Annotated in this window: 11 protein-coding genes; 8 read left to right on the top strand and 3 right to left on the bottom strand. The window is 56.9% G+C overall.

Translation table 11 applies throughout. The features are described from left to right. Positions 1–81: 81 nt before the first annotated feature. The 6 genes from acnA to HMPREF2562_RS01755 all read left to right on the top strand — a co-directional run bounded on the left by acnA (position 82) and on the right by HMPREF2562_RS01755 (position 8,416). Complete coding sequence (gene acnA, locus HMPREF2562_RS01780) at positions 82–2,868, top strand: aconitate hydratase AcnA (protein WP_080971469.1); 2,787 nt, start codon at positions 82–84, stop codon at positions 2,866–2,868. Between the two features lie 222 nt (positions 2,869–3,090). Continuing rightward, on the top strand, positions 3,091–3,657 hold the full coding sequence (locus HMPREF2562_RS01775) for a TetR/AcrR family transcriptional regulator (RefSeq protein WP_016422763.1): 567 nt from the start codon (positions 3,091–3,093) through the stop codon (positions 3,655–3,657). A 142-nt stretch (positions 3,658–3,799) separates the two neighbouring features. Beyond that, a complete protein-coding gene (locus tag HMPREF2562_RS01770; RefSeq protein WP_016422762.1) occupies positions 3,800–4,549 on the top strand; it encodes a glutamine amidotransferase-related protein in 750 nt (249 codons plus the stop codon). A 47-nt stretch (positions 4,550–4,596) separates the two neighbouring features. Further along, positions 4,597–5,343 (top strand): glutamine amidotransferase, encoded by a 747-nt coding sequence (locus HMPREF2562_RS01765; RefSeq protein WP_083295683.1) that lies wholly within the window; start codon positions 4,597–4,599, stop codon positions 5,341–5,343. A 45-nt stretch (positions 5,344–5,388) separates the two neighbouring features. Beyond that, the gene (locus tag HMPREF2562_RS01760; protein ID WP_016422760.1) at positions 5,389–7,665 is read left to right on the top strand and encodes a sensor histidine kinase; all 2,277 of its coding nucleotides are present in this window, start codon (positions 5,389–5,391) and stop codon (positions 7,663–7,665) included. Further along, positions 7,658–8,416: a response regulator transcription factor gene (locus tag HMPREF2562_RS01755; RefSeq protein WP_239660007.1), complete on the top strand. Its 759-nt coding sequence runs from the start codon at positions 7,658–7,660 to the stop codon at positions 8,414–8,416. The genes HMPREF2562_RS01760 and HMPREF2562_RS01755 overlap by 8 nt, the downstream gene beginning before the upstream one ends. Here HMPREF2562_RS01755 and HMPREF2562_RS01750 read toward each other — a convergent pair. Then, positions 8,413–10,044, bottom strand: coding sequence for an ABC-F family ATP-binding cassette domain-containing protein (locus HMPREF2562_RS01750; protein ID WP_038625400.1), 1,632 nt, complete (start codon positions 10,042–10,044; stop codon positions 8,413–8,415). The genes HMPREF2562_RS01755 and HMPREF2562_RS01750 overlap by 4 nt on opposite strands. 20 nt (positions 10,045–10,064) lie before the next feature. On the opposite strand from HMPREF2562_RS01750, the gene HMPREF2562_RS01745 reads away from it, so the two are divergent. Continuing rightward, the gene (locus HMPREF2562_RS01745; protein ID WP_016422757.1) at positions 10,065–11,273 is read left to right on the top strand and encodes a lycopene cyclase family protein; all 1,209 of its coding nucleotides are present in this window, start codon (positions 10,065–10,067) and stop codon (positions 11,271–11,273) included. 98 nt (positions 11,274–11,371) lie between these two features. Beyond that, the gene (locus HMPREF2562_RS01740) at positions 11,372–12,835 is read left to right on the top strand and encodes an amino acid permease (RefSeq protein ID WP_042388689.1); all 1,464 of its coding nucleotides are present in this window, start codon (positions 11,372–11,374) and stop codon (positions 12,833–12,835) included. A 405-nt stretch (positions 12,836–13,240) separates the two neighbouring features. Here HMPREF2562_RS01740 and HMPREF2562_RS01735 read toward each other — a convergent pair whose 3' ends face one another. Beyond that, complete coding sequence (locus HMPREF2562_RS01735) at positions 13,241–13,705, bottom strand: metal-sulfur cluster assembly factor (RefSeq protein WP_016422755.1); 465 nt, start codon at positions 13,703–13,705, stop codon at positions 13,241–13,243. Then, positions 13,698–14,213, bottom strand: coding sequence for a Fe-S cluster assembly sulfur transfer protein SufU (gene sufU, locus HMPREF2562_RS01730; RefSeq protein WP_016422754.1), 516 nt, complete (start codon positions 14,211–14,213; stop codon positions 13,698–13,700). The genes HMPREF2562_RS01735 and sufU overlap by 8 nt, the downstream gene beginning before the upstream one ends. Positions 14,214–14,219 lie beyond the last annotated feature (6 nt).

Below are 14,219 nucleotides of genomic sequence, written 5' to 3'. Positions count from 1 at the left end.
ATGCCTTGTGGAGAGCCGAAATTCGAGTGCCGGACTCTTCAGTTAAGGCGACAATTCACCCGAATAGAAATGGAGCTGACTGTGGCTGAAAGCAAGAACTCTTTCAACGCCCTGCGCAAGCTTGAGGTCGGAGACAAGTCTTATGACTACTTCGCTCTTGACGCCGTGCCGGGTATGGAGAAGCTGCCTTACTCGTTGAAGGTTCTCGGTGAGAACCTGCTGCGCAACGAAGATGGCGCCAACATCACTGAGGAGCACATCAAGGCTGTCGCCAACTGGGTTCCTTCGGCTGATCCGTCGATCGAGATTCAGTTCACCCCTGCTCGCGTTATTATGCAGGACTTCACCGGCGTCGCCTGTGTTGTCGACCTGGCTACCATGCGTGAGGCTGTTAAGACTCTCGGCGGCGACCCGGATCAGGTTAACCCGCTGAACCCGGCAGAGATGGTCATCGACCACTCGGTCATCATCGAGGCCTTCGGTAGCGAAGACGCTCTGGCTAAGAACGTCGAGATTGAGTACCAGCGCAATGATGAGCGCTACAAGTTCCTCCGTTGGGGTACTGGCGCATTCTCCAACTTCCGCGTTGTTCCTCCGGGAACCGGTATTGTCCACCAGGTCAACATCGAGTACCTGGCTCGCGTTGTCTTCGAGAACAACGGCCTGGCATACCCGGACACCTGTGTTGGTACTGACTCCCACACGACCATGCAGAACGGCCTGGGCATCCTGGGCTGGGGTGTCGGTGGTATCGAGGCTGAGGCCGCAATGCTTGGCCAGCCAATCTCCATGCTCATTCCGCGCGTCGTTGGCTTCAAGCTGACTGGTGACATTCAGCCGGGCGTTACCGCAACCGACGTTGTGCTCACCGTCACCGACATGCTGCGCCAGCACGGCGTCGTCGGCAAGTTCGTAGAGTTCTACGGCGCTGGCGTCTCCAAGCTGCCGCTGGCCAACCGTGCGACCATCGGTAACATGTCGCCGGAGTTCGGTTCCACCGCCGCAATCTTCCCGATCGACGATGAGACCGTCAAGTACCTGGCCCTGACTGGCCGTGACAAGGAGACCCTGGAGCGCGTCGAGGCTTACGCCAAGGCTCAGGGCATGTGGTTGGACGAGAACACTCCGGAGGCTGAGTACTCCGAGTACCTCGAGTTGGACCTGTCCACCGTCGTTCCGTCCATCGCTGGCCCGAAGCGTCCGCAGGACCGCATCGAGTTGGCTTCCGCCAAGGAGCAGTTCCGCAAGGACCTGCACAACTACTCCGACGGCGAGATTAAGGGCGCTGTCAAGGCTTCCGCACCGACCTCCGAGCTGGCCGCAGACTACAACGAGTCCCGCGAGGGCCACGGCGAGTCCGCCGCTAACGGCGCTGAAGGTCGCCCGAGCTCCCCGATTACCGTCACTTCCCCGAAGGGCGGCGAGTACACGCTCGACCACGGTATGGTCGCTATCGCTTCCATCACCTCTTGTACCAACACCTCCAACCCGTCGGTCATGATTGGCGCTGGTCTGTTGGCACGCAAGGCTGTCGAGAAGGGCCTGCAGGCAAAGCCGTGGGTCAAGACCATTTGTGCTCCGGGCTCCCAGGTTGTTAACGGCTACTTCAAGCGCGCTGACCTGTGGAAGGACCTCGAGGCTCTGGGCTTCTACCTGTCCGGCTTCGGTTGTGCAACCTGTATCGGTAACTCCGGTCCGCTGCCGGCTGAGATTTCCTCCGCCATCAACGAGGCCGACCTGGCTGCTACCGCGGTTCTGTCCGGTAACCGTAACTTCGAAGGCCGCATCTCCCCTGACGTGAAGATGAACTACCTGGCTTCCCCGATCCTGGTTATCGCCTACTCGATCGCCGGTACCATGGACTTCGACTTCGAAACCGACGCCCTGGGTCAGGACGCAGAGGGCAACGATGTCTTCCTGCGCGACATTTGGCCGTCCACCGAAGAGATCGAAGCAACCATCGAGGCCTCCATCTCCTCCGAGCTGTACGACGAGGACTACAAGGATGTCTTCGCTGGTGACGAGCGCTGGCAGAACCTGCCGACCCCGGAGGGCAAGACCTTCGCTTGGGATGACAAGTCCTCCTACATCCGCAAGGCACCGTACTTCGACGAGATGGAAATGGAGCCGGCACCGGTTTCCGACATCAAGGGCGCTCGCGTCCTTGCTGCCCTGGGTGACTCGGTGACCACCGACCACATCTCCCCGGCTTCCTCCATTAAGCCGGGCACCCCGGCTGCTCAGTACCTCGACTCCATGGGCGTTGAGCGCAAGGACTACAACTCCCTGGGTTCCCGTCGTGGTAACCACGAGGTCATGGTGCGCGGCACTTTCGCTAACATCCGCCTGCAGAACCAGCTGCTTGACGGTGTTACCGGTGGCTACACCCGCGACTTCACCCAGGAGGGTGGCCCGCAGGCCTTCATCTACGACGCTGCCATGAACTACAAGGAGGCTGGCACTCCGCTGGTCGTCGTTGGTGGTAAGGAATACGGCACCGGTTCCTCCCGTGACTGGGCAGCTAAGGGCACCCTGCTGCTGGGCGTCAAGGCTGTTATCGCTGAGTCCTTCGAGCGTATCCACCGCTCGAACCTCATCGGCATGGGCGTTGTTCCGCTGCAGTTCCCGGAGGGTGAGTCCTGGAAGTCCCTGGGCATCGATGGCACTGAGACCTTCGACATCGCTGGTCTGGAGGAGCTGAACAACGGCTCCATCCCGAAGACCGTCAAGGTTACGGTTACCAAGGAAAACGGCGAGTCCTTCGACTTCGACGCTGTGGTCCGCATCGATACCCCTGGTGAGGCTGACTACTACCGCCACGGCGGTATTCTGCAGTACGTCCTGCGCAACATGATCAAGGGCAACTAGTTTCCCTTTGACTCGTGCGCGCTAGGGCTTGTTACAAGCAGCGCTTCTAGAGGCCGGTAGGTAGCGCTAGCCCGCGGATTCATACCCCACGGGCTAGCGCCCTGCCGGCCTCGGGTTTCTCTACCCCAACCAAAATGAGGCTTGGGAAGTATAGGAATGGCGCTGCCACGTCATGCAGTGAAACATGTCCCTGGGCGTCGCCGGCAAGAAAAGAGTTTCCTTATGCCAAAAGTGAGTAACCAGGATTTAGCTCAACGGCGGCACGAAATTCTCGACGGCGCTCGGCAGTGCTTTGCAGAATTCGGCTACGACGGCGCAACGGTCTCTCGTCTGGAGTCCGCTACCGGTAAGTCTCGCGGTGCTATTTTCCATCACTTCGGATCCAAAGAAGGTCTGTTCTTAGCATTGGCCGAAGAAGATGCCGCAAATATGGCGGAAGTCGCGGAGGCTTCCGGCTTAGTGGAAGTAATGCGTGACATCGTGGCGAACCCAGACAAGCATGGCTGGCTGGGAACTCGCCTTGAGATTGCCCGTCGCCTTCGCAGCGATCCGGAGTTTAAGGGCCAATGGTTGGGTCATCAGGATCAATTGGATGACGCTGTTGCCCACCGATTGACCCAGACATCCTCATCCGGCTCCCTACGGTCGGATTATTCGGTTCGCACGATGCAGCTTTTTCTCGAGCTGATGCTCGATGGCATCATCGTTCGTCTGGCATCTGGTCGCACTGTCGACGAATTGGATTCCGTGCTTGATTTAGTTGAAGACAGCTTACGGCGCAAGGACTAGCCACTCAGGCTAGGCCTGATAGCGTGCCGTGCAACCCGCTCCCCTAATACGGGAGCGGGTTCTGGCTTTCTTCCGTACATTTATCCCGTTTGACCGGTGACAATGCATAGATTTCACCCAATATGGACTAAGCTGTCTATTTATGAGTGTGGGTAAGTTTTTGTTGGTGGCGCTCCGCCCCGCAGATGGTGCGGGGCAAGCCGAGTACCAGGACTTTCTGGATTCCACCGGGCTTGAGCCCAGCCAGTTGGATCTGTTTACCATCGACGCTGTCGGCGCTAAGTTGCCCGACCTGACCTCCTATGACGGCGTATTTGTCGGAGGCAGCCCATTTAACATCACCGACCTTGAGCATTCGGGTTTGCAGAAGTATTCGCACGATGTGCTTTACGACGTACTTAGGAGTCCTGTCCCCGCACTGCTTATCTGCTACGGCGCTAGCTACACAGCCTTTACTTCGGGTGGTTTGGTTAACCTGCGCCACGGCGAAGTAGCGGGTTCTACCCGGGTAGAGCTCACCGAAGCCGCCACTCAAGATCCAATAGCTTCGGTGTTGCCTCCGGTTTTTTATGCGTTGACTGGCCACAAGGAATCCGTTGCGGAACTTCCCAATCACGCAACTTTGCTTGCCACAGGTCCAACCTGTCCGGTGCAGATGTACTCGATCGGATCGAATAACTGGGTTACCCAATTTCATCCGGAGATGAATGCTAACGGACTGCTCCGCAGAATGTCTTTCTACACCGACGTCGGTTACTTTGACCCGTTGGAAGTCGACGCGATTCGACTAAAGGTATCTGATGTGGACCTCCAGGCCGTCTCGTCAATCATCCCCCGATTTATGCACGTATGTACGCATGCAGCCAATCCGAGCCTGCTAGTGGTGCAGTAGTCTCCGTCCCCCTCTAGCTCCCTTTTTCACGAAATTTGTTCCCGCAAATGTCTACCTCCGCCAAGCCCTTCCTCTTGCTTTCCACACGCGGCGAAGATGCCGCAACTCACGCTGAACATCTCTCATTTGCCAGGAGGTGTGCATTGGCGCCGGCAAAGTTGCATCAAATTCGCCTGGAACAGTCTCGTCCGGGGAATCTGAATCTAGATAACTACTCGGGCGTAATCGTTGGCGGAGGACCCTTTAACGCCTCTGATGACGATAAGAGCTATCTACAGAAGGAAGTCGAGACCTGGTTCGAGGATTTGTTGGCAGAAGTGCTCGAACGAGACTTCCCCTTCTTCGGAGCTTGTTATGGCGTCGGCCTGCTCGGTACTGCTGGCCATGGCCGTGTCTCCCGCAAGCACGGGGAGCAGGCAGCTGTAATCGAAGTAGCTGCAACTCCAGATGGCGAATCAGATCCAATTCTTGATGGTTTACCGGCCCACTTTCACGCCATCGTCGGCCACAAGGAGGCCATCGAAGAACTGCCTGGCGACGCTACGTTGTTGGCAACTGGTAAGGACTGCCCCGTACAGATGTTTCGGTTGGGCCGCAATGCATATGCGACGCAGTTTCACCCGGAATTAGATGCCAACACATTTGCCCAGCGTCTCCAGATTTACGCAAATGAGGGCTACTATTTACCAGGAACAGATCTTAAAGCGGTGTCGGCCGCGCGACAGTTGGATGTTGCTCGAAGTGGGCGTATTCTTCAGAATTTCGCTCGGCTCCATACCGCATGTAGAGACTAATTAGTTTTGTCTAGTGGCAATAAGCAAAAGGAATGTGATTGTCGCATGGAGAGGTGGAATCCCGATTCGGCACTTGCCGGACAGTCACCATCAATTGAAATGTCTGTGCTGCGATCCGGCGCGATTATTATTGCCGTCACCGGCTTTTTGTGGCAGGTTGAATCGGCTGTTCGTTCTGTCCCCTTTGAAAACTTTCTGAGCCACTGGTTCCCTTTTGCATCACTGCTCATATTCATTCTCAGCGATATGTTGCTGATTTGGGCTGTGATTAATAATACGCGGCGAGGCCTTATCACCGCACTGCGTGTGCCGATGTACATCATGTTGGTTTTCCTGATGTTGGTTTCAACCTATTGGGATCTCCCTCATAACCTCGTTGGAAATGCGCTCTGGTATAGCCCATTTTCAGGTTTAGCCCTCGCTGCATTTGCTCTGACAGTGCCACTCCACATCAGTTTGTCCGTGATGGTATTTGTTCCCGGACTTATTGCGGTCATTAATTCGTGGTTGCTGGGACACACTTTTTGGCTCGACATGTTGTCGGATGTTGGTTTCAATCTCATCAACACTTTTCCATTTGTGATTATTGCAGGCTCTGCACAACCCGTCGCAAGGCTTATTGACTTCACCTACGAGAACTCTCGGAAGGTCAATGAGAGAGCGGAGCGTATGCGTGTCCGCGGCGAGGCGATGAGCAGCTTCAACGCCTATGTCCATGACTATGTATTGGCCGCACTGTCTGCAATCGGTAAGGGCTCTAAGATTGACTTCTCGCTAGACGAGCAGACTGGGCTGTTTTTCTCGCCTCGGCAAACAGTAAGCGGTAGAACTTTTGCTGAGGCTGTACGGGCGCAATTGATGTCGGTGAGCCCCGACATTTCGGTAACGCTAGACACCAGCGAAGAAGGCGGTCCAGTTCGGCTGCCAGGAGAAGTTGCTAACACGTTCCTATTAGCCGCAACCGAGGTGGCAAATAATGCCAAGCGTCACGCAGGTGCCGCAGCGGAAAAGAAATGCCACATTCGTGTTGCCTCGGGAGAGGTGTCCATTGATTTTCGTGACGATGGCACCGGGTTCGACCCCGAGGGAATTGACCCGCATCGTGCAGGTATCCGGTTGAGCGTTAAAGGGCGAATGGAGGCCCTTCGCGGTGGAGATGCTCTCGTTAATTCAAAGCCTGGGAAAGGTACTCAGGTTATTCTCAAATGGCACGGTAATACCTCTCCTGTGGAAGAGGAAGATGTAGTCGATTCCTCCGCTCACACGACATCGCTGTATGACCTCATGGGAATGTCAATTGTTTTTTCCTGGCAGTTCTACGGCGCGATCGTCGGCGTGTTGTTCATGGTTCTAGTCAGTAATGGACAATTATTTACCGCGGCCGGGCAAATCAGTCTGGCATTAGCGATCGGCCTTCTCGGGCTGATTATGTATGGCCGCCATTCACAATTGCCGTTAGCCCGTGCAATCGTAACTGGTGTCGCGATCGTTGTATTAGCTGTGGTGGGGCTCTACCAGCCCATTCCAAATAATTTGGAATGGTCGTATTTCTGGCACTTTAGCTTAATTTCTTTTGCATCTGCATTGCTCGCCATCCGCGGCCGCCCCTGGGTTGCGCTGAATTCAGTGCTCGGTGGCGCGATCATGGTGGAGCTTCTCAAGTTCTTCCCCTTTGCCCCCTCGGATACGACCCACATCAGTATCTCTGGAGTTGACCTGTTAGTTCGCTCCGTGATGTTGGTCGCGGGAATTTTGACGTCCATCATGGTCCGCTTTTTTATGCGCACCGTTCCGCAGTCTATTCAGGATTATAATCGTGCGCTGTACGCTGCCGGGGCCGCAAAAGAGTACGAAATTAGCAGCCAGAGTAACTACGAATGGCTGCAGCGCCGGGTCGGCCCCATTTTTAGCGCCGCTGCAGTTTTGGAAGAACCGACCCCGCGACTGCAGTTGCGTGCGCGGCTTACAGAGCAGCTTCTCCGAGACGTCCTACGTTCGCCGCATCTAAATGTTGGGTCCCTTCACCAAGCTGTTTGGGATGCCCGCGCAAGAGGTGTTCATGTCCGGCTCCTCGATGACCGCAATCACACGCAGGCCGTTTCCGATAGCACCGATGTGCGCCGTATTCCGCTTGTCGACGACGATTCCGCGGTGGCCAAGTTGATGCCGAACTTCCTCGAAGCAATCGATAACGCCGAAGAAGGATCGGTAACAATTCGCCTATTGCCCCCGGGCAGACGTGCATTTGCATCTATTTCTGATGACAATGGAGTGCAAAGGTTTGATGAAGCCGGTGAGAGGATAGTGATGTCACGTGACTAGGGAGAATATTGCGGGAATGAGCAATGCTTCCATCGACGTCTCGGCTGCAATTGACTCCGACAACATCGGAGATTACAGCGTGCAGTCGGATCGTTTGCTTCGCGTTGCTGCGATTGATGATCATGCCTTGACTCTGCAGGGGCTCGAAACCCTGCTTTCTGCAGAGCCAGACTTTGAGCTCGTCGGCTGTTATCAAACTGTGCCGGAGCTACTGGCCGATGTGGGCACCGATGACCGCCTGGATGTGGTCGTGCTGGATCTACGGCTGGCGGATAATTCAGATCCAGCGCAGAACGTTCTGTCGCTGGAATTGGTTACCGATCACGTGCTCATCCTCTCGTCAGCTGAAAGCCCATACCTTGTCCGAAAGGCAGTGCGTACCGGAGTGATGGGGGTTGTGCAAAAATCGGAAACCCGGGAGACAATCGTGTCTGCAGTACGGCTGGCGGCACTTGGCAAGGGTGCGCTGACTACAGAATGGGCATCGGTAGTTGACTCTGATCCCCTGCTCGACTCTGTCGATTTGTCAGAACGCCAGCGTGAGGTACTGGAGCTTTACGCCTCCGGTGAGTCGACGAAGCGAGTCGCGTCGATGACAGGGCTGACACCGAACACCGTGTTGGACTACTTGGGTCGTATTCGAGCCAAGTATGCGGCAGCTGGCCGGGCCGAGAACAGCCTTAACAAGTCGGAGATGTATAGGCTCGCTCAGCAGGACGGTTACCTGCCAGGGCCAATGGATCCGTCTTAAGCCAGCTCGACGATTTCCATGTAGTCGTCGCTCCAGAGGTCTTCGGTGCCGTCGGGAAGCACGATGACGCGCTCGGGCTCTAGCGCCTTGACCGCACCTGGATCGTGGGTAACCAGAACGACGGCCCCGGTGTAAGTGCGAAGTGCATCGAGAACCTGTTCGCGGGACTGCGGGTCGAGGTTGTTAGTGGGCTCGTCGAGAAGCAGGACGTTTGCGCGGGAGCTAACCAGCGTCGCCAGCGCCAGACGCGTCTTCTCACCACCGGAGAGGGTTCCCGCTGGCTGCTGCAGCTTGTCGCCGGAGAACATAAAGGCACCGAGCAGGCTCCGCAGCTCCGGCTCGTTGACGTCAGGGCAGGCGTAGACGGTGTTTTCCCAGACAGTCTTGTCCGGATCAATCGTGTCGTGCTCCTGGGCGAAGTAGCCGATGCGCAGGCCGTGGCCGGAGACAATGCCGCCTTCGCCATCGGTGCGCTCCACACCGGCGAGTAGCTTCAGCAGCGTCGTCTTACCAGCACCATTGAAGCCGAGGACAACCACGCGGGAACCCTTGTCAATCGCAAGATCAACACCGGCGAAGACCTCCAACGAGCCATACATCTTGGTCAGTCCCGTGGCGTTGAGCGGAGTCTTGCCACAGGGCGCCGGCTCGGGGAAGGAAATGTGGGCGACCTTATCCTCGACGCGGACTTCGTCGAGACTGTCCATCATGCGCTCAGCACGAGCCACCATCTGCTTGGCCGCACGGGCCTTCGTCGCCTTCGCGCCTAGCTTCTCGGCCTGCTTGCGCAGTGCGCTGGCCTTCTTCTCCGCGTTGGCGAACTCACGGCGACGTCGAGCCTCATCGGTCGCGCGTGCCGACAGGTAGTTCTTCCAGCCCATGTTGTACACATCAGCTTCGGCGCGCACCGCATCGAGGAACCAGACTTTGTTACACACGGCCTCGAGCAGCTCGACATCGTGCGAAATCATAATCAAGCCGCCCTCATGCTTACTGAGGAATTCGCGCAGCCAGGTAATCGAATCCGCATCGAGGTGGTTCGTCGGCTCGTCGAGAAGCAGCGTCGTGGCGGACTTGCCCGAGCCTTCGGTAGCGGCGAAGAGAATCTGAGCAAGCTCGACGCGGCGGCGCTGACCACCCGAAAGCGTTTTCAGCGGCTGGTCGAGTACGCGCTCCGGCAACCCCAGCGCGTCGCAAATGCGGGCTGCCTCGGCGTTCGCCTCGTAGCCGCCGAGGTCGTGGTAGCGCTCCTCGAGACGCGAAAACTTCCGAATCGCCGCATCGCGTTTCGTGTCAGTGGTCGCGGTCTCCATGATCTCCTGTTGGCGATCCATGCTGCGGCGGATTTGGTCAAGACCTCGCGCCGACAGCACACGGTCGCGGGCGGAGATGTCGATGTTGCCCTCGCGCGAGTCCTGTGGCAGGTAACCAATCGAGCCAGAGCGCACTACTGAACCGCCATAGGGTTCAGTTTCACCGGAGAGAATACGCATAGTCGTCGTTTTGCCAGCACCATTTCGCCCGACGAGTCCAATCCGGTCTCCCGGCTGGACGCGCAGCTGCTCACCCGGAGCAGTGAGCAGGGTACGGGCGCCGACTCGGACTTCAAGGTCATGGGTCACAATCACGAACGAGTAGCCTACCAGTTATGACTTCATTTCCCGTGACCGCCTCCGTCGTCGGCCTCGGGCCCGCCGGAAGAATCGCCGCCCACCGTGCATCCGCTCGCGGCTGGGATGTCACCGCTTATGACCCAGCCGGTGGCACACTGCCCTCGACGATTGGTCTCTGGTGCGACCAACTCCCCGACTGGTTGCCCAGCGACTTCCTCGCCGCCACTTTTCAACCCAGCGTCATTCTTGCCGACGGCACCGAACGTCAGCTTGCCCGCAACTACGGCGTTGTTAACAAGGACTGCCTGCAAGAACTTGGCGGTTTCCACATCGAACGCCGCGCACTCACCGATTCCGAAACCACGGGTACTGACATCACAATTGTCACCACCGGGCGCACGCACGCCGCAGTCGGGCGAGGTGGGCAGGTACGGCAGCTCGCCATCGGGCACATCTTTTCGCTTGACGACGTCCCCAGCGCCCACCGCCGCGCAGTTTTCATGGACTTCACTCCGGCTGAACCGGTTGACCCAGCGACAGAGCCGGCTAGTTTCTCCTATCGCATTTTCTTGGATGACAGGACCTTCCTCATTGAAGAGACCATTCTCGCTACTCCGACTCCTATGGTTGACGGGTATCGTGGCGAAGCCGGTGCGCCAGTCGGCAGCGGCGGTGAGGCCGATGACTCCGTACTTCTAGCGCTGTTGCGTAGACGCCAAAGTGCACGGTTGAAGTCCCTGGGGCTTTCGGAAGATCTGGCCATCGACGAAGAAGTGGTGTCCTTTCCCCTACTGGCAAACCTTCCCTCTCGCCGCGGTGACGTGACGCACAGTGGACCATCCATGGGCACTCTCTTCGGCTTTGCTGGTGGTTGGATGCATCCTGCCACTGGTTACTCGGTGGGTTCGGTTATCGAAGATGTCGACCGCTTCTTGGCCGATATGGAAAAGAAGGGAAGCCGGACGCTGGGGACGTCGTTAAGCATGCGATTGCAGCGATGGCTACGCGAACGTGGGCTCGCGGCGTTGCTGGGGTTCGATGCACGACAGACGGGTGCGTTTTTCCGGGCGTTCTTTTCGTTGCCGGAGAAGGACATTTTTGCCTATTTGATAGGGACATCCCCACTGACGACGCTTCGCGCTATGGCGAAAGTGGCCGTGCCTTTGCTGAAAATGAGTCCGCGTACGTGCGGAAAGCTCATCGCTGGGTTTGTGCGGGGACCTGGGAGATGGAGAACTCGTTGACCGGGAGCATATACATCAGCCGATTTGTGGGGTGATACCAACAATTAAAGCGGTGTGGTTTTTGCATTCACCGGAGTACAAACGCTTATGATAAATGAATGACTTCGACGCAATCTGAGGAGACTTCCTCACAAAACCATAAGCTTCAGCGCAGGCTGAGAGCTCGCCACCTGAACATGATTGCCATTGGTGGTGCCATTGGTACGGGCCTGTTTGTTGCCTCCGGTGCGACCATTTCGCAGGCCGGTCCAGGCGGTGCGCTTATCGCTTACGCTCTTATCGGCATCATGGTGTGGCTGGTTATGCAGTCTCTCGGCGAGATGGCCGCTTACCTGCCGGTGCCCGGTTCCTTCCAGGAGTACGGTCGCCGATACGTCTCAGAATCCTTCGGCTTTGCCATGGGCTGGAACTACTGGTTTAACTGGGCGATTACTGTGGCCGCAGAGCTCGTCGCTGCTGCGCTGGTGATGCGCTATTGGTTCCCGGATGTGCCTTCAATCATCTGGTCCGCGCTCTTCCTCGCGATTCTATTCGGGCTGAATGCCCTGTCCGCACGTGCATTCGGCGAGGGTGAGTTTTGGTTTGCGACCATCAAGGTCATTACCGTCATCGTCTTCCTCGTTCTTGGTGTCGGCATGATTTTCGGCATCTTGGGCGGGTCCTCCCCCGGCTTCGAAAACTGGACCACGGGCGACGCCCCATTCGTCAATGGCGGAATGGGACTGTTGGCTGTCTTCGTCGTAGCCGGATACTCCTTCCAGGGCACCGAGATGGTTGGTGTAGCAGCAGGTGAGGCCGAGGATCCTGAGCGTACGATTCCCCGCGCGATTCGCACTATCTTCTGGCGTATCCTGCTGTTCTACATCGGTGCCATCGCTGTTATTGGTTTCCTTATTGCGTACACGGACCCGAATCTTCTGAACGCCGCCGAGGACAACATTTCCATTTCACCGTTCACCCTGGTCTTTGAACGCGCAGGTATCGCGATTGCCGCTGGCCTGATGAACGCTGTCATTCTGACTTCGGTCTTGTCCGCGGGTAACTCCGGTATGTATGTGTCCACTCGTATGCTGTTTTCCCTGGCCCGCCAGGGACACGCTCCGCGTTACTTCGGCAAGCTTTCCGGGCACGGCGTTCCGCTGCGCGCTCTGATTGCCACCGCTGTGATCGGTATGGCTGGCTTCATTACTTCATTGGTAGGCGATGGCGTGGCGTACACCTTCTTGTTGACACTTTCTGCGCTCGCGGGCTTTATCACCTGGTTTGGCATCTCTTACAGTCACTACCGCTTCCGCAAGTGTCTGAAGGCCCAGAACATCCCGTTGGGTTCGCTTCCCTACAAGGCGAACTTTTTCCCTGCCGGTGCTGTGCTGGCACTGATTATGTGCTTCTTTGTGGTGGCCGGACAGGCACTTGATCCGATCCGCACTGGCGAAAATATCTTCGCTATCCTCACTCCGTACCTGGGTATTCCGGTATTCGTCCTGCTGTGGTTCATCCATAAGAAGGTCACGGGCTCCAAGCTCGTTGACCCGGCCACCGCAGACATGAGTCGCGAATAGCTGCGAAGAGCTGTGAATAGATGCGAGTAGCTATGCATCTCGCATCTAACTCTCACAACTTGGATTAGCAGTCGAAGACAATAGCGACCCCGCTTGGCACTTTTCAGCGCCAGGTGGGGTCGTTTTTAGCTCCGAGTCGGACAGCTCGAAAAAATTGCGGGGATGCTCGTGTGAATACGGGCTGCAGATGTGAAACTGTGCAATTTTATGACGCTTTCAGGCCATTTTTTGAGCCATTTTTGACATAAATGCAGTCAGTAACTCGCATCGCCCTACCGATCCCGGCCATAAACGCAGTCAGCAACTCAAAAAACAAACGAAAAAGTGCCTAGCTGAACGAGCCAGGAGCTCGTCGCCAAGCACTTTTAGCGTAGCGGTTCCCTAATCACCGCTGTCACTGATCATCTAGACCGAGAAACCGAGAGCGCGCATCTGCTCGCGGCCGTCCTCAGTGATCATGTGTGGGCCCCATGCCGGGGACCAGACCCAGTTGAGGCGGAAGTCGCGGATACCCTCGACCTTCATAACCTCGGAGGCAGTCTGGTCGGTGAGCATATCGGTCAGCGGGCAGGCCGGGGACGTGAGTGTCATGAAGATAGCGGCAATGTCGCCTTCTTCAATCCAGATGTCATATACCAGGCCCAGGTCCACGACGTTGACTCCAAGTTCCGGGTCAACAACCTCGTACATTGCCTCTTCAACCTGGATAGCCAGCTTGTTATCGGCTTCGGTCTGCTCCGGTGCCGGCGGGACGGTGATGGACTCGTACGCATCCCCCTCATCAATGGGAGCACCAGTAGTCATGGTGTCCTCGTCGACAGCATCAGGCTGTGCGGGCGAGGTGGCGTCATTAGCGATTGGTTCAGTCATGGCGATGGCCTTCCTCGTCATTGGTAACGGTTACAGTCGCGGTACCAACGCCGTTGCCTTCAGCAGCGTTGGCCAGGGCCTCAGCGGTTGCGGCCTGGAAAGCTTTCCATCCGAGAAGTGCGCACTTCACGCGGGCGGGGTACTTAGAAACTCCAGCGAAGGCAATCCCATCGCCGATAATGTCCTCATCGCCCTCAATCTTGCCTCGGGACGTGACCATCTTCTCGAACTCGGCAAGCTTGGCCATGGCCTCGTCGACAGTCTTGCCGACAATCTCCTCAGCCATAACTGAGGTGGAGGCTTGCGAGATAGAACAGCCCACGGCGTCATAGGAGACGTCATTGACGACGGTGAGGTCGTCGTTCAGAGTGACGCGAAGCGTGAGTTCATCGCCACACGACGGGTTGACGTGATGCACTTCCGTATTGAAAGGCTCCCGCAAACCCGCATGCTGCGGATGCTTGTAGTGATCCAGGATAACTTCCTGGTACATCTGCTCGAGCTTCATGTCCTT

The sequence above is a fragment of the Corynebacterium sp. HMSC077G07 genome (assembly GCF_001809225.1).
GTDB classification, from domain to species: Bacteria; Actinomycetota; Actinomycetes; order Mycobacteriales; family Mycobacteriaceae; genus Corynebacterium; species Corynebacterium jeikeium_D.
The sequence above is the reverse complement of the archived record's forward strand: the minus strand, read 5'-3'. Positions and strand labels throughout refer to the sequence as shown.

Bases quoted from the DNA above. Each gene is read 5' to 3' on its own strand.
- HMPREF2562_RS01745 (WP_016422757.1), top strand. From the start codon at position 10,065: ATGACTTCATTTCCCGTGACCGCCTCCGTCGTCGGCCTCGGGCCCGCC.
- HMPREF2562_RS01735 (WP_016422755.1), bottom strand. From the start codon at position 13,705: ATGACTGAACCAATCGCTAATGACGCCACCTCGCCCGCACAGCCTGAT.
- sufU (WP_016422754.1), bottom strand. From the start codon at position 14,213: ATGAAGCTCGAGCAGATGTACCAGGAAGTTATCCTGGATCACTACAAG.
- HMPREF2562_RS01740 (WP_042388689.1), top strand. From the start codon at position 11,372: ATGACTTCGACGCAATCTGAGGAGACTTCCTCACAAAACCATAAGCTT.
- HMPREF2562_RS01770 (WP_016422762.1), top strand. From the start codon at position 3,800: ATGAGTGTGGGTAAGTTTTTGTTGGTGGCGCTCCGCCCCGCAGATGGT.
- HMPREF2562_RS01765 (WP_083295683.1), top strand. From the start codon at position 4,597: ATGTCTACCTCCGCCAAGCCCTTCCTCTTGCTTTCCACACGCGGCGAA.
- HMPREF2562_RS01775 (WP_016422763.1), top strand. From the start codon at position 3,091: ATGCCAAAAGTGAGTAACCAGGATTTAGCTCAACGGCGGCACGAAATT.
- HMPREF2562_RS01760 (WP_016422760.1), top strand. From the start codon at position 5,389: ATGGAGAGGTGGAATCCCGATTCGGCACTTGCCGGACAGTCACCATCA.